22 protein-coding genes are annotated in these 19,366 nt (G+C 46.8%); 7 read left to right on the top strand and 15 right to left on the bottom strand.

The window, feature by feature from the left end; all coding sequences use genetic code 11:
• Window positions 1–2 precede the first annotated feature (2 nt).
• Genes PMI05_RS25595 through PMI05_RS25605 form a run of 3 tightly spaced genes read right to left on the bottom strand, consistent with a single transcriptional unit; the run spans window position 3 to window position 2,975 of the window.
• Entirely contained in the window at window positions 3–239 is a 237-nt protein-coding gene (locus tag PMI05_RS25595) for a hypothetical protein (protein WP_039961375.1), read from the bottom strand.
• Window positions 232–1,398 carry a Ger(x)C family spore germination protein gene (locus PMI05_RS25600; RefSeq protein ID WP_007728217.1) on the bottom strand — a complete coding sequence of 389 codons (1,167 nt, stop codon included), beginning with the start codon at window positions 1,396–1,398 and terminating at the stop codon, window positions 232–234. The genes PMI05_RS25595 and PMI05_RS25600 overlap by 8 nt, the downstream gene beginning before the upstream one ends.
• Complete coding sequence (locus tag PMI05_RS25605; RefSeq protein ID WP_369751251.1) at window positions 1,395–2,975, bottom strand: spore germination protein; 1,581 nt, start codon at window positions 2,973–2,975, stop codon at window positions 1,395–1,397. The genes PMI05_RS25600 and PMI05_RS25605 overlap by 4 nt, the downstream gene beginning before the upstream one ends.
• 169 nt (window positions 2,976–3,144) lie before the next feature.
• Between PMI05_RS25605 and ligD the strand changes: the two genes are divergently transcribed.
• The 3 genes from ligD to PMI05_RS25620 all read left to right on the top strand — a co-directional run bounded on the left by ligD (window position 3,145) and on the right by PMI05_RS25620 (window position 5,283).
• Complete coding sequence (gene ligD / locus PMI05_RS25610) at window positions 3,145–4,047, top strand: non-homologous end-joining DNA ligase (RefSeq protein WP_007728220.1); 903 nt, start codon at window positions 3,145–3,147, stop codon at window positions 4,045–4,047.
• 73 nt (window positions 4,048–4,120) lie between these two features.
• The gene (lgt, locus tag PMI05_RS25615) at window positions 4,121–4,918 is read left to right on the top strand and encodes a prolipoprotein diacylglyceryl transferase (RefSeq protein WP_007728222.1); all 798 of its coding nucleotides are present in this window, start codon (window positions 4,121–4,123) and stop codon (window positions 4,916–4,918) included.
• Window positions 4,919–5,043: 125 nt separating this feature from the next.
• A complete protein-coding gene (locus PMI05_RS25620) occupies window positions 5,044–5,283 on the top strand; it encodes a hypothetical protein (protein ID WP_007728224.1) in 240 nt (79 codons plus the stop codon).
• 69 nt (window positions 5,284–5,352) lie between these two features.
• Here PMI05_RS25620 and PMI05_RS25625 read toward each other — a convergent pair whose 3' ends face one another.
• The 3 genes from PMI05_RS25625 to PMI05_RS25635 all read right to left on the bottom strand — a co-directional run bounded on the left by PMI05_RS25625 (window position 5,353) and on the right by PMI05_RS25635 (window position 7,828).
• Window positions 5,353–6,372, bottom strand: coding sequence for an inorganic phosphate transporter (locus tag PMI05_RS25625; protein ID WP_007728237.1), 1,020 nt, complete (start codon window positions 6,370–6,372; stop codon window positions 5,353–5,355).
• Window positions 6,365–6,982, bottom strand: a complete 618-nt coding sequence (locus PMI05_RS25630; protein WP_007728239.1) for a DUF47 domain-containing protein — start codon at window positions 6,980–6,982, stop codon at window positions 6,365–6,367. Before PMI05_RS25630 ends, PMI05_RS25625 begins: the two co-directional genes overlap by 8 nt.
• A 159-nt stretch (window positions 6,983–7,141) precedes the next feature.
• A complete protein-coding gene (locus PMI05_RS25635; RefSeq protein ID WP_007728242.1) occupies window positions 7,142–7,828 on the bottom strand; it encodes a GGDEF domain-containing protein in 687 nt (228 codons plus the stop codon).
• A gap of 291 nt (window positions 7,829–8,119) precedes the next feature.
• On the opposite strand from PMI05_RS25635, the gene PMI05_RS25640 reads away from it, so the two are divergent.
• The 3 genes from PMI05_RS25640 to PMI05_RS25650 all read left to right on the top strand — a co-directional run bounded on the left by PMI05_RS25640 (window position 8,120) and on the right by PMI05_RS25650 (window position 10,155).
• Window positions 8,120–9,184 carry a type III polyketide synthase gene (locus PMI05_RS25640; protein ID WP_007728244.1) on the top strand — a complete coding sequence of 355 codons (1,065 nt, stop codon included), beginning with the start codon at window positions 8,120–8,122 and terminating at the stop codon, window positions 9,182–9,184.
• Window positions 9,185–9,186: 2 nt separating this feature from the next.
• Entirely contained in the window at window positions 9,187–9,708 is a 522-nt protein-coding gene (locus tag PMI05_RS25645) for an isoprenylcysteine carboxyl methyltransferase family protein (protein WP_007728246.1), read from the top strand.
• Between the two features lie 126 nt (window positions 9,709–9,834).
• Window positions 9,835–10,155, top strand: coding sequence for a hypothetical protein (locus tag PMI05_RS25650; RefSeq protein WP_007728255.1), 321 nt, complete (start codon window positions 9,835–9,837; stop codon window positions 10,153–10,155).
• Between the two features lie 17 nt (window positions 10,156–10,172).
• On the opposite strand, the gene PMI05_RS25655 is transcribed toward PMI05_RS25650, so the two are convergent.
• The 4 genes from PMI05_RS25655 to PMI05_RS25670 form a co-directional block, all read right to left on the bottom strand.
• A complete protein-coding gene (locus PMI05_RS25655) occupies window positions 10,173–11,288 on the bottom strand; it encodes an aminopeptidase (RefSeq protein ID WP_007728257.1) in 1,116 nt (371 codons plus the stop codon).
• Window positions 11,289–11,434: 146 nt separating this feature from the next.
• A complete protein-coding gene (locus tag PMI05_RS25660) occupies window positions 11,435–11,617 on the bottom strand; it encodes a DUF4025 domain-containing protein (RefSeq protein WP_007728259.1) in 183 nt (60 codons plus the stop codon).
• A 120-nt stretch (window positions 11,618–11,737) separates the two neighbouring features.
• Entirely contained in the window at window positions 11,738–12,232 is a 495-nt protein-coding gene (locus PMI05_RS25665) for a hypothetical protein (RefSeq protein ID WP_007728261.1), read from the bottom strand.
• Window positions 12,233–12,307: 75 nt separating this feature from the next.
• Window positions 12,308–12,733, bottom strand: coding sequence for a MarR family winged helix-turn-helix transcriptional regulator (locus PMI05_RS25670; protein ID WP_039961380.1), 426 nt, complete (start codon window positions 12,731–12,733; stop codon window positions 12,308–12,310).
• A 387-nt stretch (window positions 12,734–13,120) separates the two neighbouring features.
• Here PMI05_RS25670 and lepB point away from each other — a divergent pair, with 387 nt between their 5' ends.
• Window positions 13,121–13,681, top strand: a complete 561-nt coding sequence (lepB, locus tag PMI05_RS25675; RefSeq protein WP_007728265.1) for a signal peptidase I — start codon at window positions 13,121–13,123, stop codon at window positions 13,679–13,681.
• 64 nt (window positions 13,682–13,745) lie between these two features.
• Here the strand turns inward: lepB and PMI05_RS25680 are convergent, their stop codons facing one another.
• From PMI05_RS25680 to PMI05_RS25700, 5 genes are all read right to left on the bottom strand, one after another.
• The gene (locus tag PMI05_RS25680; RefSeq protein WP_007728267.1) at window positions 13,746–14,567 is read right to left on the bottom strand and encodes a D-alanyl-D-alanine carboxypeptidase family protein; all 822 of its coding nucleotides are present in this window, start codon (window positions 14,565–14,567) and stop codon (window positions 13,746–13,748) included.
• Between the two features lie 82 nt (window positions 14,568–14,649).
• Entirely contained in the window at window positions 14,650–15,540 is an 891-nt protein-coding gene (locus PMI05_RS25685) for an NAD-dependent epimerase/dehydratase family protein (RefSeq protein WP_007728269.1), read from the bottom strand.
• Between the two features lie 26 nt (window positions 15,541–15,566).
• On the bottom strand, window positions 15,567–17,600 hold the full coding sequence (gene ggt / locus PMI05_RS25690) for a gamma-glutamyltransferase (protein ID WP_007728272.1): 2,034 nt from the start codon (window positions 17,598–17,600) through the stop codon (window positions 15,567–15,569).
• Window positions 17,601–17,768: 168 nt separating this feature from the next.
• Complete coding sequence (locus tag PMI05_RS25695; RefSeq protein ID WP_081496878.1) at window positions 17,769–18,848, bottom strand: phosphodiester glycosidase family protein; 1,080 nt, start codon at window positions 18,846–18,848, stop codon at window positions 17,769–17,771.
• Window positions 18,829–19,335 (bottom strand): hypothetical protein, encoded by a 507-nt coding sequence (locus PMI05_RS25700; RefSeq protein WP_007728276.1) that lies wholly within the window; start codon window positions 19,333–19,335, stop codon window positions 18,829–18,831. The genes PMI05_RS25695 and PMI05_RS25700 overlap by 20 nt, the downstream gene beginning before the upstream one ends.
• Window positions 19,336–19,366: the final 31 nt, after the last annotated feature.

Consider the following 19,366-nt stretch of genomic DNA (forward strand, 5'->3'; position numbering starts at 1 on the left):
CCTTATACGAACTGATCCACCCACCGCTTCACATGAGGAGATAGAAAGTTCATCAAATTACTCGTGGGTAGCACTTGATAATACTGGAATTGTAAAGCAATCAGAAAAACAATGGTTAGGGTGTAGAAAATAGCAATGACTCGCTGTTGTCTTCCATCCATGCCTTTTCGCTTCAGGATGAATTCTCCAAAGGAAAGTAACAGCATGAAGACAAAAAAGACCAGAAATATTCTATTCATGATCATCTTCACCTTGGGTTATATTTTTCGTTGTCTGCCCGAAATTGGCCATGTTCACTTTGGTTCGGATTTCATATGTGATTTTCGGAAGCTCCTCATTCCACCTGTTCCGATATCGGTCTCGCCACTCTCGCGGATAATTCCTTGACAATGCGATTCCTAACCCGATGAAGTCTGATTGTTTCTGTTTGATCGTTTGCATCATATGACTCACACCGTTATTGATTTGCTCGACGAGCTTCGCTTGCAGCATTCTAATATTTTTCTCTTCCTCGAGATCGAGGTTTGAAATATTCTCCACCACAACGGCAGAAGCGTAGAGGTCAATTTTGAAATGGATGTGGCCTTTCCTGATTACGGGCTTGATATTCGCCCTTCCTTTCGAAAGAGTTATCGTAAGCCGTTCGTGTTTGTTAAGGGACAACACAACAGAAAACGGTGTAAAATCGCGTTGGAACAATCGCAAGCCGAGCAGTTCTTTGGGCTTCGCGATGGTTACGAGCTTGTCGTGTCGAAATAAGCCTACCCCCGTCGCCTCTATTTCTTTTGACTTTCCTTTCGGATGGGAATCCACTGCTGCCAGAACGGGTAAAATGGCATCAATCCCTGGTGTACCGAGCATCTGGGCCACATCCTTCAACGTTACCGAAATCCCCCCCATCTTGACCAACTCACGCATCGCCTCTCCTGAAAAACGTTCAAATTGCGGCTGGGCGGTTAGTAATTCGATTCCTTTGCCTTTTGTCATGACAATGTAAGCTGTCAGTCTGTTTTCTGGAAAGCGCGCCACAATATCCAGCACCTCCGACATTCCGTTCTTCGCCAGTTCTTCGCCTATGACGATCATCCGGTGATGGGAGTAGTAAATTTCTCGAGACATTCTTGCTTGGATCAATCCATTCGCTTCCCGAATTGTCCTACCTACTGCGGAATCAACGTAATAACTCTTATCACCACTCGTCCCACCGCCACCTCCGGACTGTGCGCCTAGACTGCTGACCAGTGGGACCTGAATGGATAACCGATACCTGCCGTCTGGTTCCTTATCCATCGCCATTGCAATGACGATGGCCATATCATTTACTTCACGTCGATCCCAACATCCCGATACTAGGAACATACAGAGCGACACTACCAGCACGCGGGTCACAGTCTTCACGATTGCCCCTCCTCACTCTGCTGACGGTTCCCTGTCACCCCTGATTGCCCTCCTCTTTGCTGGATAGAATTTGCATAACCATCGTTCATGCGCCTTGCGTTTTGTACGCCTAAGAAGCTCGGGCGTTTTTCCATCATCGACCATGGAGCTCTTATCAGTACGTCTTTAAGATCGCCGATCGACATCGGTCCTAGTGGCGATAAATAAGGGACACCAAAAGAGCGCAGGTTGGCCATATGCCCGAGGATTAGCAATAACGATACCAGCATTCCATAGATGCCGAGGATCGAAGCGGCAATCATGATCGGAAAACGCAGCATTCGCAGTGAAATCGATGCATTAAAATGCGGAATGGTAAACGAAGCAATCCCTGTAAGCGATACGACGATAACCATGGGGGCAGAAACAATCCCTGCCTGCACGGCTGCCTGACCAACGACCAGCGCGCCTAAAATACTGACGGCTTGCCCGACCGTTTTCGGGAGACGAATCCCGGCTTCTCGCAAGGCTTCAAAAGAAATTTCCATGATAAAAGCCTCCACAATAGCAGGAAAAGGAATAGACTCGCGCGCAGCCGCAATACTTAAAAGAAGCGTGGTTGGCAGCATCTGTTGGTGATAAGTCGTAATGGCCACATATAAAGCAGGGGTAATGAGCGAAATGATAAGAAATACATAACGCAGCAGACGAGTAAGGGTAGCCATTTGAAATCGCTCGTAATAATCCTCGCTGGCCTGCATCATCATCCAAAACGTAACAGGCACTATCAAAACCATCGGTGTCCCATCCACAAATATCGCAACACGTCCCTCCAGCAATGCTGCAGCAACCGTGTCTGGGCGCTCGGAATACATAACCTGAGGGAAAGGCGAGAACGTGTTATCCTGGATCATCTCTTCGATATATCCGCTTTCCAGCACAGCATCCATATTGATCTTGCTGATTCGACCAGTGACCTCCTGTACGATCTCTGGATCAGCAATCCCATCAAGAAAGGCAACCACCAGATTGGTGTTCGTCTCACGTCCAACTACCAAGGACTTCATTTTCAATCGAGGTGTTCGCAATTTGCGCCGCAGCATCGACGTGTTCGTGCGAATATTTTCGATAAAGCCCTCACGTGGCCCCCGTACTACCGCTTCTCCTTCTGGTTCGTTGACTGAGCGTTTTTCTGCTCCACGAATGCCCAGCGTCAGAGCTTCTGTATTTCCCTCTACAAGAATGCCCGTATCTCCTGAAAGCACAGCCTGTAGCAGCTTCTTATAATCGTCCACTCTCGCCATCTGGGAAACAGGCAAAAGTGCCTCTTCTATCACTTTTATATCCTCATCGCCGTCTTCAAGCACCATTAACGATTTCAGTGCGGAATTGACCTCTTTGGTATCAATTAGCCCATCAACGAAGACAGCAATCGCTCGGACACTGTTTTTTTGGCGGAATTCTCGTATGACAAAATCAGAGCAATCAGCAAACATTTTTTTCAAAAGATCAATGTTCTCTCCCAATTGAGGCGAAATCGGTATACCCTCCAGCTCAATCAAGCTGCAGGCATTCATTGTCTCAATTAGTTCTTTCATTTTATCTTTCTTCTTGAATTTCATTTCATCACCAGCCATTAGAAAGCTACCCGTATTATGGTTGATTGGCAGGAAATATATGCAAAGAGGTATTCCTTTTACATAGAGAAACACGGATGGGAGATAGTAGGAACACCTAAACCGTTTAATAAGGAAGGTGAAAACGCCATTGCGTACTGCAACAAAAGAGTACGAGCTGACGATCGACAATCACACATTGTCCATTACAAATCCTGACAAGCCTCTATGGTCACAGGCCAAGGTAACCAAGCTAGATTACTTGCGCTATTTGCTGATTGTCGCAGCCCCGCTTCTACGGTATAGCAAGGATCGGCTGTTAACCGTCATTCGCTACCCTCACGGAGTTGGCGACAAGCACTTCTATCAAAAAAACACCCCTGACTATGCGCCTGACTGGATACAAACGCGTATGTGGGAAAATGTCCGTTATGTACTGTGCAATGATCGGGCGACACTCGTGTGGATGGCAAATCAAGCTGCATTGGAGTGGCACGTCTCCTTTCACCTCGCCAAGGATGAGACTCCGACAGAGCTCGTATTTGACCTCGACCCTTCCACAGATGATTTTGCCGTTGTGATAGAGTCTGCCCTCTTATTGAAACAACTGCTCGATGAATTACAGCTGCCTTCATGGGTCAAAACATCTGGTTCCAGCGGCTTGCAAGTATACGTTCCGATTGAACTCCGCTATACGTTTGAACAGACACGCCAGGTCGGACATTTCATCGCATCCTATTTAGTCAGCAAGCATCCCTCACTTTTAACCATAGAGCGACTAGTGAAGAATCGGGGAGATAAGCTGTACATTGACTATTTGCAACACTGGCGCGGGAAAACATTACCAGCCCCTTATTCAACCCGTGCAAAAGAACAGGCAACCGTATCAACACCACTCCTGTGGGAGGAGGTTCCCCATTCTCATCCCACAGATTTTACCGTTTATACGGTGCCCAAACGGCTGGAAACATTCGGAGATTTATTCTCATCCGTATCTGCTCCGACGAAACGAGCCTCCCTTGATGCCATCCTCGGCTTTTTGCAGTCCCAGTAAGCCATTAGTTGGAATCCAGCCGCCTATTTGTGCTATACTTGGCACAGATGTTTTGAGGCAAGGAGGCACATTCATGATTGATCCGATCGCAATTGCAATCGGCCCCTTAAAGATTCACTGGTATGGCATTATTATGGGGCTGGCGTTTTTCTTGGGTACTTATCTCGCGCGCTACAATTCCAAACGTTCTGGCATTGATCCTGATCACGTCTTGAACATGGTGGTTCTGATCATTCCAGCAGCCATCGTTTGTGCAAGATTGTATTATGTAACGTTTGAATGGGAGCAGTACAAAGACAATCCACTGGACATCTTCGCAGTTTGGCAAGGCGGCTTGGCTATTCACGGTGGATTAATCGGTGGTGTTCTGGCAGGAAGCTGGTATATTCGAAAACATAATCTGCCGTTCCTTCGTTTGGCTGACATTTTTATGCCAAGTGTCATTTTGGGTCAAGCCATCGGACGTTGGGGAAACTTTATCAACCAGGAAGCGCACGGCGGTCCCGTCTCTGCTGAGTTTATGGAAAAGTTCCCTGCATTCATTCGCGAACAAATGTTTATCGGCGGACAATATTACCACCCTACTTTTTTGTATGAATCAATTTGGAACCTTCTCGTTTTCGCCGTTCTCATGTTCATGCTGTACCGGTTCAAAAAATTTGATGGACAGGTCTTGTTTAGCTACATGATCCTGTATTCACTCGGTCGCTTCTACATTGAAGGAATGCGTACAGACAGCTTGTTAATAGCAGATACCCTGCGTGTCGCTCAATTAGTCAGTCTGTGCTTAATTGCTGCCGGTGTCATCTTGATGCTCGTGTTTGCACGCAAAAGCAAGCAGACAGGACATTCCCAAAACTCAATTGAATAACGTCAACACGCTATATTCATTACCACTCAGGTCAGTCCGACTGGGTGGTTTTTTCTTTACCTTGTCTGAATTGTCGCAATGCAGGCAATAACTAGGAGAAAGAATGAAAAAAGGAGGGGAATAAGATGGATGATGGAATTTTGGAAGAGTATCTCGATCGCTACGTACGTATTCATTTTGCTCCTGATATGATTGGCCAAGGATTATCTGCATATGCAGAAGGCAAATTGTATGATTACAGCCCTAATGGCGTTTTAATTGAAGAGCGGGATGGCTCGCTGGACTACATCCCATTCTCTGCCGTACGCCTCGTGCAAATTAAACCCAAGCCCGGCTTATGGGAGCGTTTAACTGGATCAAGTTAATGAAAAAGACACCTTCCCGCGTACTCTACACGGAAAGGTGTCTGTTGCCTGTTGGATAAAGATGTAGCTCTACAGGAATACGTCAAACACGACGTAGCATGCTGCAGCCAAAAGTCCGGTAATCGGAAGGGTAATGACCCAAGTGACCAAAATTCGGCCAGCCAAGCCCCATTTTACTGCGTTCAGCTTTTGCGATGCCCCAACCCCCAAGATGGCGGATGTGATCACATGCGTTGTGCTCACAGGCAGTTTCAAAGCTGTAAAGATTGTGATAATCAAGGCAGAGGACAGGTCTGCTGAGAAACCGGAAATTGGCTTGATTTTCATAATCTTACCACCCAAGGTCTTGATGATACGCCATCCACCAAAGGCTGTACCTAAAGCCATTGCAATAGCAGCTGAGAGTTTTACCCACAGTGGAATGACGAATTCGCCCGGTTCTTGTATCAAGAATCCTCCAGAAATCAGAGCAAGGGTGATTACGCCCATTGTTTTTTGCGCATCGTTGGCTCCATGGCTGAAGGCCTGCCAAGCTGCTGACACGACTTGCATCGAACGGAAATTTCGATTGGTTTTGTGGTACGCTGAGTTACGAACAAACCAGGACACAAGCTTGATCACGACAAAACCAACAGCAAAGGCAACAAGCGGTGATACGATCAACGCTTGGATAATGCTAATGAAGCCTGACCAGTTAATGGCACCACTTCCTGCGGCACCAAAAGCAGCACCTGCAACACCGCCGATAATCGCGTGCGAGGACGAACTAGGAATTCCGAACCACCAGGTAATCAGGTTCCACAAAATCGCAGATGTCAACGCGGCCAAAACGACGACCAATCCATTTTCCAGTTTGAATGGATCGGTAATGCCTCCCCCGATTGTCTTCGCTACACCTGTATACGAAAGTGCCCCAAGCAAGTTACACACGGATGCAATAATAATCGCGGTTTTCGGACTTAATGCACGCGTCGAAACAGAAGTCGCAATTGCATTCGCTGTATCGTGAAAACCATTGATAAAGTCAAAAGCTAGCGCCATGATGACGACGAGTACCAGAATAAGCAACTCTGGCGAAAGATCAGGCATTCTTTAACACGATCCCTTCTACCAGGTTGGAGACGTCCTCAGCAAAGTCAGCACAGTCTTCGAGCTTATCGTAAATCTCTTTGAGTTTGATCGCTTCCATTGGGTTGGTATCAGGAGAATTCAACAAATCAGATACCATTTTGCGGTAGTTGGAGTCAGATTCATGCTCCAAATCTTTGATTTCCCCAGCGATTTGTGTAACGACTTTATGATCCAGCTTGCGCAGTGTGCGAATCAGCTCGATCAGCTTAGCCGAGCATTTTACCAAAATATTTGCTTGTGCCAATACACGTGGATCTGGTTGAGTCACTTGGTACAGATACATACGATCAGCGACACCGTCAATGTAGTCGATCATCGAGTCCATCGTATGAGCGAGTTGGTGAATGTCTTCACGCTCAAGCGGAGTGATAAAAGTGGAGTTTAACTCGTTCATGATGCGACGAACGATCTCATCTCCTTCTTTCTCGACAGCCTTGATTGCCTTAACCTTTGTTTCTAGATCTTGATAGTTTCCTATCATTTCATAGAAAAGATGAGTTCCTTTGTGCACAGTGGCAATCTGCTGCTCGAACAGATCAAAGAAGATATACTTGTTTGATTTCAACATACGGGACTTCTTCACTCCTTTGAATAAATGACACCTTACAGATTATATCGAAAGTTATTGTTTCCGTAAATTTAAAATCAAGGTCAAATGTGTATATTTTTCTTTAAGGAATTATTAAGTTTTTGTAAATGCCCTTTACAATCAAAAAAAACACCCGTGTCAAGAGAGATGACGAGTGTTATTCTTGCCAATATTTATCTTTTCATTCGAAGCAACCATCATGCAATCTTTCCGTTTTTTCGCTTCATACATAAGCATATCTGCTTTTTTCGCTAACTCTTCCGCTGTTGAAGCATGGTGTGGGTACGAGGCTACTCCGATGCTGACCGTGACACCTGAAAGAGCTTGCCTCACTTGATTTTGAATACGTTCTCCGATTGCCAGTCCTCTTATTGTGTCTGTATGTGTTAACAAAACGACGAATTCTTCCCCACCCCATCTTCCAACCGTATCTTGTTTACGTACACTTGCTTGCAAGAGTCTTGCAAATTGGCAAAGGAGTCGGTCGCCTTCCAAATGGCCAAATGAATCATTGAATATTTTGAAATTATCCAAATCAATAAACAATAAAGTAACAGATTGATGATTGCTTTTTGCCAACTCTACTTCTACAACCAACTTGTCCAGAAATCTGCGATTGACGAGAACGCCTGTAAGTGAATCGTGATAAGCCATCTGCCGTAACTGATCTACATATTTCCCTATTTGATAGGCAGCAAGCGACTGAATGATAGCCACAAGTAAAAGAAAGACAATCATACTCTCATCCGTCGGTAATCCGTATCCGATCAGCCAAACCGAGATGATCACACAGGACACACCCAAGCTTATCCAGCGTGAGCCCAAAGTACACTACCCCCAATCTATCCGATGTAACCCTATTTCAATTAAATCCGGACATTAGACCTATCCAAACAAGTTTATAGTAGGTCTTTTTTCATATAATCAGGAATATTTTACCTATCTTTTTTTGTAAGTTCAAGCAAAACCACGAAACTGTCACTTATTCATTCACGCGAATCTTGGAAAAATCCTGACAACCAGCCTGTGGTCTATACACATGGTGTAACATGAATTGGAACCAATTGGAAGGGATAAGCTAATGGCTAATGAAGACAGACGGGAGTGAATGAATGTATGCCCCGTATTGAAGCAGTGGCTACAGCAGTACCTTCCCACGAGATTACACAAGAGGATTCCATGAAGCTGGCACGCCTATTTTTTCAAGATGCTTTTCCTGACATAGACCGTTTGTTACACGTATTTGCACACAGTCACATTCAGAAGCGATATTTTAGCATGCCAATGGATTGGTTTTTGGAGGACCGGCCCTTTGCAGAGAAAAATCAATTGTATATCGAACATGCGGAAGCCTTGGCCGAGGAAGCAGCCCGAAAGTGTTTGACAAAAGCTGGCGTCGAGCCGTCATCCATCGATTGTCTGATGTTTGTATCAAGCACTGGCATTGCGACCCCAAGCCTTGATTCCCGCTTGCTTCACCGTTTAGGACTCCGTCCGCAAGCAACCCGTGTACCGTTGTGGGGTCTTGGCTGTGCCGGTGGAGCGATGGGATTGTCGCGGGCATGTGAATACACCCAGGCTTATCCCTCACGACGAGTATTGCTTGTGAGCGTAGAACTGTGCGGCTTGACCTTCATCCGACAAGATTTGTCTAAAAGCAATTTGGTCGCAACGTGCCTATTTGGAGATGGAGCTGCAGCCGCATTAATAGAAGGAGACCAAGTCTTGTCCTCTTCTGACGCACCTAAGGTTCAATTTTGTGATGCGCGAACGACAACATGGCCCGACACTGTAGATGTTATGGGATGGGAATTGACCGATCCGGGGTTAAAAGTCATTTTCTCTCGAGACATCCCTACTCTCATTCGTTCTTCGATGCGAGAAAACGTCGAGAGCTTTTTGTCACCGCATGGGATGTCTATTGATCATCTGCGTCATTTCATTTTCCATCCAGGTGGAGCCAAGGTATTAACGGCTTACCAGCGGTCTCTGGGCATTGGTACAGAAGCCACTCGTTTTTCTGAAGATGTCTTAACCAATTTTGGAAACATGTCTTCCCCTACGGTTTTGTTCGTCTTGGAAAAAAGCTTGGAGAGGGCGTGGGAGCCAGGAGATCGCGGTTTGGTCGCTGCGCTTGGACCTGGATTTAGCTCCGAGCTCTTACTTCTGGAGGCGAGATAGCCATGTTGCTCTTCTTTGGATTCGTCATGGTTGCAGTCGTGTTGCAGCGGCTGGTCGAGCTTCTCGTTGCCGTGAGGAATGCCCGCTATATCCGGTCAAAAGGTGGCTACGAGGTTGGGGCGAGTCATTACAAATACATCGTCCTTCTTCATCTTTTCTTTTTTCTCTCGCTTATTTTCGAGGTGGTGGGAAAAGGCAGCGCCATGGTTCTGCCCTCTTGGTGGGCGGTTCCGTTCAGCCTTTTTTTGATCGCGCAAGGACTTCGTTACTGGTGCATTCGCAGCTTGGGCAAACGGTGGAATACCCGCATCTTCATACTCCCGGGGGAGGCTCCGATCAAGCGAGGTCCTTATCGGTTCATTCGTCACCCCAACTACTTGGTCGTATCGCTTGAGCTGCTCCTACTCCCCCTGACATTTTCCGCTGTGACAACTGCCCTGACGTTTTCACTCTTGAATGCCTGGCTGCTCCTGCGCATACGGATTCCCATGGAAGAAGCAAGCGTCTACGATGGTCATCGTTAGCCATAAAAACGAAAAGTCTTTGGCAAACGCACATGCCAAAGACTTTTTATCGAGCAAAAGGTTTATCACTTGTCATTTCTCGGGTAAAGAAAAGAAGCTGTTACTCTTTCCCGTGAGGTGGATCAAGTGAATCGTACAACCATACTGGAGCCTCAGGAGACGAAGCGTATCATCGTCCGAGACTTTTTCGCTTTGATTGAAACGGTACCGAATAAGGATGACCAGGCTAGCATTCAAACCTTTCTTCGCTATTTGCAAAGTCTGCTAAGAATCAAGCAAGTCGTTCCTCCGGTTGTGGAAATCATGACCGTCTTCAAACAAAACAAGCCACTTCTCTACCACGCGGCACGCAGAATTACTCTTCCTTCAAGCAATCTGCACATGCTATTTCAGCTAGAAATGGATATTATGCTTGCTCACGAAAGGCTCCGTCAGTACGACAAATGATTTGGGTAGGCTTTGTCTTACCCTTTCAAGTTTTCTGGATTCAGACATTCAAGTTCTGCAATGACAAAACGACCATCTTTGCGAATCAGGACGTCATCAAACCAGATTTCTCCTCCGCCCCAATCCGGACGCTGGATGGAAACCATGTCCCAGTGCACAGACGATTTGTTGCCATTGTATGCTTCGTCATAGCATTGACCAGGCGTGAAGTGGAAGCTTCCGTCTATTTTTTCGTCAAACAAGATATCTTTCATCGGGTTGCGAATGTAAGGATTCACACCGATAGCGAACTCGCCAACGAAGCGCGCTCCCTCGTCCGTATCCAAAATTTGATTCAAACGTTCGGTATCGTTCGCTGTCGCTTCCACAATTTTACCGTCCTTGAAGGTCAGGCGAACATTTTCGAAAGTGAAGCCGTGGTATGGTGTTGGCGCATTATGGGTGATAACGCCATTTACGGAATCCTTCACAGGTGCTGTATACACTTCACCATCTGGAATATTGCGCAGCCCAGCACATTTCACAGCAGGAATGTCCTTGATTGAGAAGGTGAGATCCGTTTCAGGTCCTACCAAGCGAACCTTGTCTGTGCGATTCATCAAGTCAACCAGACTATCCATTGCTTTGTCCATTTTCGCGTAATCCAGGTTACATACTTGGAAGTAAAAATCTTCAAAAGCTGCTGTAGACATGTTCGCAAGCTGTGCCATGGAAGGATTCGGGTAACGAAGAACAACCCACTTCGTTTTCGGCACGCGCACGTTCATCACTGGCAGCTCATACAGGCGAGAATAGATACCGAGCTTGTCACTTGGAACATCAGCCATCTCATTGATGTTGTTCGCTGCACGAATCCCGATGTAACCTTGCATTTTCTCCATGAGTTCAACTTCATGTTGAGCCATGGTCTTCAACTGCTCTTCATTGCAATTCATTGCGATCTCTCGGCTTACGGCAGGATTAATCAATTGAACATAAGGACTGCCGCCTGCTTTGTAAATCTCACGCACGAGGGCTTGCACCAAATCCGGTGTGTCCCCTTTCGCGTTGATCAAAATGTTTTCCCCTGGCTGTACTCGTACAGAATAGTTAACCAGATTGTACGCTAATTGATCTAATCGTGAGTCTCTCATTCGTGGCACACCCTTTTTAAATTTTCTGATTCCTCTTGTATTTTTACCGATACAATCTACCAAGTCAATAAAAAATTTTTTATCAACGAAACAAAAAGCGGCCAGCCTCCTTGTATCCAGGCTGACCTTGCTCTTTTCCTATGTTTTTACACCGTCTGTTCCCTGTCCTCAATGGTTCCCATCTTGTACATGTCACTGACCAACTCTTGCGTTGTAGCTAGACCAGCCGTATATTCGTCTGCCTCTTGATAGTAGACGGCTCCACCTGCATCCTCAGTGCCCAACTCTCTCGCCCTGGATCGAGCCTGATCTTTATCATAACCTGCCATTTTCGTTCCTCCTTCCTTTTGGTTTCTATCCGCTATAGTTTGTACGGGAATCTCCAGATTTAGCCGAAAAAAGACGCCTTGCCCAATCGAGGGACAAAGCGTCTTTATCATCAGCTATGCTTATTTTTCGTTATCGGATTCTGGAGCGATCGTTGCCCAACCAGCTGCTGGAGCACTCACAGGAGTTACGCCACCAGTTGTAACAAATTGATCTACTCCTGGCATCATTGCCCAGCCTGCTACGTTAGAGATTACTGGAACATATTGACCACTTACCCATACATACTCATCTTTACCTGGCATGATGACCCAGCCACCTTGTTGAGTCAAACCTTGAATTGGGGTAACTGTTTGTGGAGTCGCAGGTTTTACTTCAGGTTTAGTTGTTGGTGCAGTTGTTGTGGTTTCAGTTGCCGGCTTTTCTTCAGTAGCTGGTTTCTCTTCTGTAGCTGGCTTTTCATCTGTTGCAGGTTTTTCTTCTGTTGTCGTTGTTGTTGCTTCTGTTGCAGTAGTCGTTTCAGTAGCTTTTACTGCCTCTTCTGCAAATGCAGCTTGTGTGAAGAGAGCTGCTCCTAGGATACAAGAACTCATGATCAGTGTGCTTTTCTTTTTCATATGTGTACACTCCCATTCCCGCGGTACACACTTTTGTCTTACACGAATGTCCCCAAACCCGAACTTGAAGGCATGCTATATGCACTGCTGCATTTTCCTGAGAAAATACGTAAACTGCTCTAACTCGTCGTCAGTCAGATTCTCCAGCAGCTTTCCTACTAGTGCTCTCCTGTGGCACAAAAGTCCTTCCAGAGTCGGAATGGCTTGTTGTGACAAAGTGACCCACACGACACGTCGATCCTGTTCATCTCGAACCCGGTCAATAAAACCGGCCTTGACTAACCGATTGAGTGCGATTGTGGTGGCACTATTGGATAACTTCAAAATAGTCGCCAGCTCAGAAACTGTGCTTCGTCCTTTTTGATGTAACACACGCAGCAAGATAAACTGCTTCGGACTGATTGACTCTTCCTCTAGCCAATTGTTAATAAAGAAACGAGCAATCTCGACAAATACTCGATCCAGTTCCTCAAGTTTACTGGCACGGGACATATTGCTCACAACATCACCCATTTTCGGAAAATTAATAATATAAGTACTTTTACTATAAAACTATATAGCCTAAGTACCGGAAGATCAAGAGGACTCCCGAAATTATTTCTTTTCACGAAAGATATGTATGAGCCAGACAAAGTGTTTACCACTTAATATTTTTATTGTAAAACTTATTTCATGAACATCTTAACTCAAACAGGAAAAACTGACAATAGGTAAGCTTGCAAAATAATGTTACGACTTTTTCAGCTTCATCCACGAAGCCAATTATTTCCTTGAATCATCTTTCGTATCTATTCGTAAAGCATGTATAATGGGAAGACAGCCTTACACACACGAGGCATTTGACTCAGGCATATTTGCCACAGAAACTACATACATAGGAGAATTTCAATGGAACAAACCAACCCTACACCAAAATGGAAAGCGGAATTGCTCGATTGGTTAAAATCGTTTGTCTTGATTGGCGGATTGACTGCCTTTATCTACGTATTTGTCATGGCTCCCTACGTCGTCCAAGGGCGTTCCATGGAAAGTACGTTGCAAGACCGCGAGCGTGTCATCGTAAACAAAGCCGTTTACTATCTCAAAGAACCGCAACCTGGCGATATCGTCATCATTCATCCAGATGCAACTGGCGACAACTGGATCAAGCGCGTGGTCGCAGTAGCTGGTGACACCGTAGAAGCCAAAAATGATCAAGTGTATGTCAATGGCCAACCGCTCAGCGAAGAGTATTTGGTCGAAAACAAGCTAAAAGCTTCTTCATCAGGTGTGACGTTAACCGAAGATTTTGATCCTGTGAAGATTCCTGAGGGCAGTGTGTTTGTTATGGGAGACAATCGTAACAACAGTATGGACAGCCGTGTCATTGGCCCTGTTCAACTGGATCATGTAGTAGGACGTGCAGAGGTCGTATACTGGCCGCTGTCCCAGGTTCGCCTTCCACGTTAACATTTATCCATGTAGAAAAAAAAGCCGCTCCTTATCGGGGCGGCTCTTTTCATTTTCGGTGACGTTATTTGTGGGCAATTGCCGCTTCAGAAAAATAATCCTCCAAAGTAAGGCCACCTGCCATAATTTCTTTCGCCATTTCCTTCCCTACATAACGCAAATGCCAAGGCTCATACGCATATCCAGTCGTATCTTCCTTGCCCTTCAAATAGCGAATGACGAAGCCAGAGTCTGCACAGTTGGCTGCCAGCCATGTTCCTTCAGGTGTCTCAGCAAATGATTCTTCCAAGCGTGTACTTGCATCATATCCGGACACATCCATAGCCAAGCCAGTCTGATGCTCGCTCTTTCCAGGTACAGCACTGTAGGCAGCGGCATGTTCAGCACCTTGTGTTCTTACATACGTTTCGTACAGCGATTTTTGGGTCTTATATGAGCGGTAGCCAGAAACAGCATACAGTTCAATACCTTCTGTCTTTGCTTTGGCAAACAGTTCTTCTAATGCTTGTGCGGCTTCTGCTCTCAGCAATCGCTTCTCAACTTTTTCATCAAAAGGAAACGGCACATTCGGCTCTATCAAATCCGGTGGAATATAATCGGCAGGCAATGCCCGCTGTTTATTTACGACAACCGAGAGATCTGTTGCATTCGTAACGGTTGGCACTCCATCCACATCTTTTATCGTCTCTGTAAGAGATGCCCGTTGGGGACGTGCTGTCTCCTCGTTATTTGGCTTAACTGTCGTTGACTGCGTTCCCTCTCCCGCGGACTGTCCATTCGACTCGCTGGATAACATTCCACTTAATGAGGGAGGTTCACATCCGCTGAGTAGTGCTACTGATAATGCTGCGACGATCGCAAGGCTGCTGGTGCGATTTTTGTTCATGATCGATCCTCCTGGTTCCTTACAGACACATATGTTCTGCTCTACCTTACCATGGAGTTATACGAAAGAAAAGGTAGATAGGTCACGCTTTTTCGGAGGTATATTCCTCGTTTAGGTTTTTGACAAGCGCCGACACCCATTCATCCAGCAACCAAAATGGGAAACCCGCGGCCTTAGCCTTTCCGTTATTCATGTAAAAGGATGCTACAAACCCAAAGGGAGACGCATCAGAAGCATCTGTCGTTGGCTCGATGCGGGCAGGTTTTCCGACTGTTTGCGCAATCATCTCCATCAGTTCAGCAAGCGAAACAGCCCCATCCGAGCAGGCATTCACTGGCCCTGTGATGGACGTTGTCGCCACCCATGCCAAAAATTGAGCTGCTTCCTGTGCATGTATAAAGCATATCCGGGCAGCGGGATTCGTGATACCTATTGGGAGCTCCTCTTGCACATGCTCAATGTGAAACCATAGCCGACGAGTGTAATCGTCTTCCGCCAGTACGATTGGAAAACGAACGGCTACGACAGGGAAGGCCTTCTCCTGAAAAAAGACGGCTTCTGCTTGACGTTTGCCTTCTTGATAGGTCATCTCGTCTCTCGTTTTCCGGTTGATTTCATACGTGTATGGATCAAATGCTTCTTCCTGTAGTGGTTCCTCTGCATAATCGTAGACGGACAGGGTAGAGGTCAAAACGTACTTACCCACTTTCCCCCGAAAAACCTTACACGCATCCATTGCATTTTGGGAGGAATAACAGATGTTATCGTACACCACGTCCCACTGCTCTTCCCCTGCAACCGCTAGTGAATGGACGTCATCGCGATCAAGCGTCATTCTTTTGACAGAGTCAGGCAACTCCACTTGGGTAAGCCCTCTCGTTGCCACCGTAACGTCTGCCCCAGCTTCAACGAGAAGCTGGACCAATCGCTTTCCAAAAAATCGCGTTCCTCCGAGTACAAGTACTTTCTTCATTTTGCTACATCCTTTCCTTGATCAGCCTACTTTTTGCGATTTAACTCGATGGACCGCTCCTCTTCCTTCCAAATGACCGTATAACCCAGCTTCTCGCCAACTTTTTTGACAGGCAAGTAAGGCATTCCCCTTACCATGACCACATCTGACTGGAAGGACGTCACTTTTTGTCCCAAACCTAACAGCAACTTGTTGGCGTGAATATACGCTACCCCATCTATCATCACTTTTTGCTCTGCTGTATATGGGTAGACATTGCCGTTTACTCGTAAATCAAAGGGGCCTTCTTTTTCTTGTGGCGACTGGACTGGCTGCGCAGCCGTATACGCAATGGCATCTACCCCGAGTACAGTACCCTCGCGTGTGTTATCCGCTCCGCCGTACATTTTTCCCGTTTCAAAATCGTACACAATCGCTTGGACGTTGCCAATGTTCGTTGGTTCCTCAGCAAAGACGTGACCTTTTGCCATCAATTGCAGGATGACATCTTGGTCAATACCCGCTTCCCACGTCACATTCGGATAGCCGCTAGAAAAAATGCGTGGTGCACGGATGGCATCCTCAATTTCCATTCCATGATCGATCACATTGAGAATCGTCTGCGATACGGAGGCGATAATCGTGGAGCCACCAGGTGAGCCAATTGCTAAAAAAGGCTTCCCGTCTTTTAGCACCATGGTTGGTGTCATGCTCGAACGTGGACGCTTGCCAGGCTCGACCTGATTGACACCGCCTGGAATCGCGTCAAAATCTGTAAGCTCATTATTGAGCATGAAGCCGTAACCCGGAACCATCACACCGCTGCCAAAAATATCTTCAATGGTGGTCGTATACGCAACGATATTCCCCCATTTATCCATCACAGAGAAGTGCGTGGTCTGCTTGACCGGAGATTGATCTCTCAGTTTTATGGACACCTCTGGCTTTCTGCCAGGATCGTACTTCCAAGGGTCGCCTGCCACTATATTGGCATTCGCGGTTTCTTCACGAATGAGCTGACGCCGTTCCTTGATGTATTCCTCCGCAATCAGCCCCTTTTTCGGTACTGGATACACGTCCTCGTCCGCCATATACGCCGCCCGATCTGCGTAGGCGAGGTGGTTGGCTTCAATCAGATGATGCAAATAGGCTACCGACCCGATTCCGTCCTTTGTGTTATCGTAGCCTTCCATCAGCTTCAAAATCTGAATCAGCGTCAAGCCGCCAGAGCTGGGTGGTGCCATCGAAATCACTTCATATCCGCGATACATGCCGCGGACCGGTTCACGCTCTTTTACTTGATACGCCTGCAAATCATCGAGTGTCATGGAGCCACCCGTCCTTTGTACCTCCTCGACGAGGGCCTTGCCAATTTCCCCTTCGTATAAGGCATCCGAGCCTTTGTCGCGGATGATCTTCAACGTTTTCGCCAACTGGGGCTGAATCAGCATCTCACCTTCTTTGAGTGGAACGCCATTTGGCGCAAACACCTGTGCAGCCGTCCCGTGCTTCTTCAGCTTTTCCATGGAATTGGCAATAAATTGAGCAGACACCCAGTTGACGCGAACTCCTTTTTCCGCCAGTTCAATCGACGGTTCTATCACTTTTCCCAGGTCCCATGTCCCATACGATTCCAACGCCTGTTCTACACCCAGCAATGTACCTGGAACACCTACGGCCTGACCGCTCGTATGTCTCTCCTCAAACGGGATCGGCGTACCGTCTGCCCGCAAAAACATATGGGGAGTCACCTTGGCAGGCGCCACTTCCCGACTATCTAACACGGTCACTTTGTTTTGATCCTTCACATAAATCATCATGAAGCCACCGCCGCCGATACCGGACATATACGGTTCTGACACATTCAGAGCAAATTGGATCCCAGCCGCAGCGTCAATCGCATTACCGCCCTTTGCCAAGATATCTCTACCGACCTGCGCCGCTGCTGGATGAGAGACCGCGACAATTCCTTTTGTAGCTCCTTGCACACCTGTTGGTACACCTGGGACTTTTCCCACAGCAAAATGAGGAAACGAAAGCACGGAAACAATCGAGAGAGCAACCAACATTCCTTTTTTCATGCGATCCCTCCTATTCCATTTCATTACTTCTATCTATTATTATAATTTTCAGCATTTTTTAAGGTCAACCCACATTCACAGTTGCCTAGGCAAACTTTTCTCTACAGAAAAAAACACTCTTCTGCAGCAAGACTTGTCGTCTTCACAGAAGAGTGTTGCGATTTTTGCTTATGGCATGACGACCAAATTGCTGACCACGCGTCGTTCTTTGCCGCCTGAAGGCTTGTTCAACAGCTTGCCATTGTAATAAAACGCACTGGAGCCGCCACCATCGAGGTTATACGCATCTACGACATGCCACTCTTGCAGCTTTCTTTGCGCTTCCTCCAGCGTAACACCATTGCTCCAACCATCTCGTCTTCCATCAATAACAATCAGCAGCAAATCGCCGTTGTCGAAATGACCGATCAGTGTTCGCGGTTGACGCGCATTCGCCCAATCACGAGGAATAGGCAATCGCTTTCCGTCTTGCAAGAGACGCGGCAAAAAGCTCGCTCCCTGTAATATCCCTTGTTGCGTAATTTGCGCCTGTGTCTTGATGTTCGTTCCGACCAGATGACCTTTGTTGTTGAAACCGACAAAGCTCAGCTTCGCATTATTGGAAAAGGTTCGAATCTTGCCGTCAACAACAGTGATGCCTAACGGAGTCAGATTGCCCTGCTTGTCCGCCATAAAGCCGCCTGCATTGATCGCAAGTATGGCTCCTGTACGCTTACCAGCTTGACTCGTCGTTTCTCCTTTACTTTTCACAGAGTTGTTGGCTAGCACCATTTTCAACGCGTTCGGATCATTGAGGCGAACTTTGGCCATATAACCGCGGTATCCGCCTTCTTGCAGGGAATAGACTTTCACTGTCGAGTTTTTCCCGAAGTGTTGGCCGATCGGCTTGCCAAGCATGTTGGACAAAATCGTGTCCAATACATCCGCAGATTTTTGCGTCTGGGATTTGCTCGCTTCAAGTGCGCTGCTGATGTTCTTGTTTTGTTGCTCGTATTCTTTCTGTTCCTTTTTCGAGCGATCCTGAATGTCTTCGATGACAACTTCTACATTTCGAAGCTGCACCTTGGTGTCGTTGAGCCGTTCCCCCAGCTCATCTGCTTGGCTCTTCGCTACGGCAGAAGGAAGCTTCAGGCCTTCTGTCTGGAGCTTGTCCCCTGGATTGTCCAGCGCAAAAGCGACCAAAAAACCGAGAGCAGGCGCCAACAGAAAGAGAAAGAAACGGTTTATCTTACCAAGCACGGGCAGCATCCTCCAATTTTTTCAGAGATGCTTTCAAATCAACCAGCTGTTTGTTGAGCTGGTCAACCCGATCCTGCAGAGCTTCTTTGGTCTTGTTAGTTCCACCAATGGTTTCACCAGTCAATGCCAGATCTTCTTCCAGATTTCCCAGACCCTTCTGGACATTTTGCATTTCTTCCTGCACAAGAGTCAATTGATCTCCCAATGCCTTCATCTGCTTTTGATTATCTTCTTGAATTTGATCAATTCGTTGGTTCACAAATTGCTGCTGCTTGTCCAACGTATAAACAGCAAAGGCATATCCAGCGTAGGCAAGTCCTACCCAGACCAGAACGGCCAAAACGATTGGTAGTAAAGGGCGCTTTCCTTCTGTCTGGGAGGGAATCAATGCCTGAAAAAGACTGCCTCTTCTGCGTCTTCCTTTCTGCGTCCCGTTTGCCGGAAGTGGCAGTGTGGGTGACGAAGTCGATGACGCTCCCATGTATTTGTCGTCCATCGGCCCCCTCCTCCTTTCTGTGACTTAGAGT

This window comes from Brevibacillus sp. BC25 (genome assembly GCF_000282075.1).
Taxonomy (GTDB): domain Bacteria; phylum Bacillota; class Bacilli; order Brevibacillales; family Brevibacillaceae; genus Brevibacillus.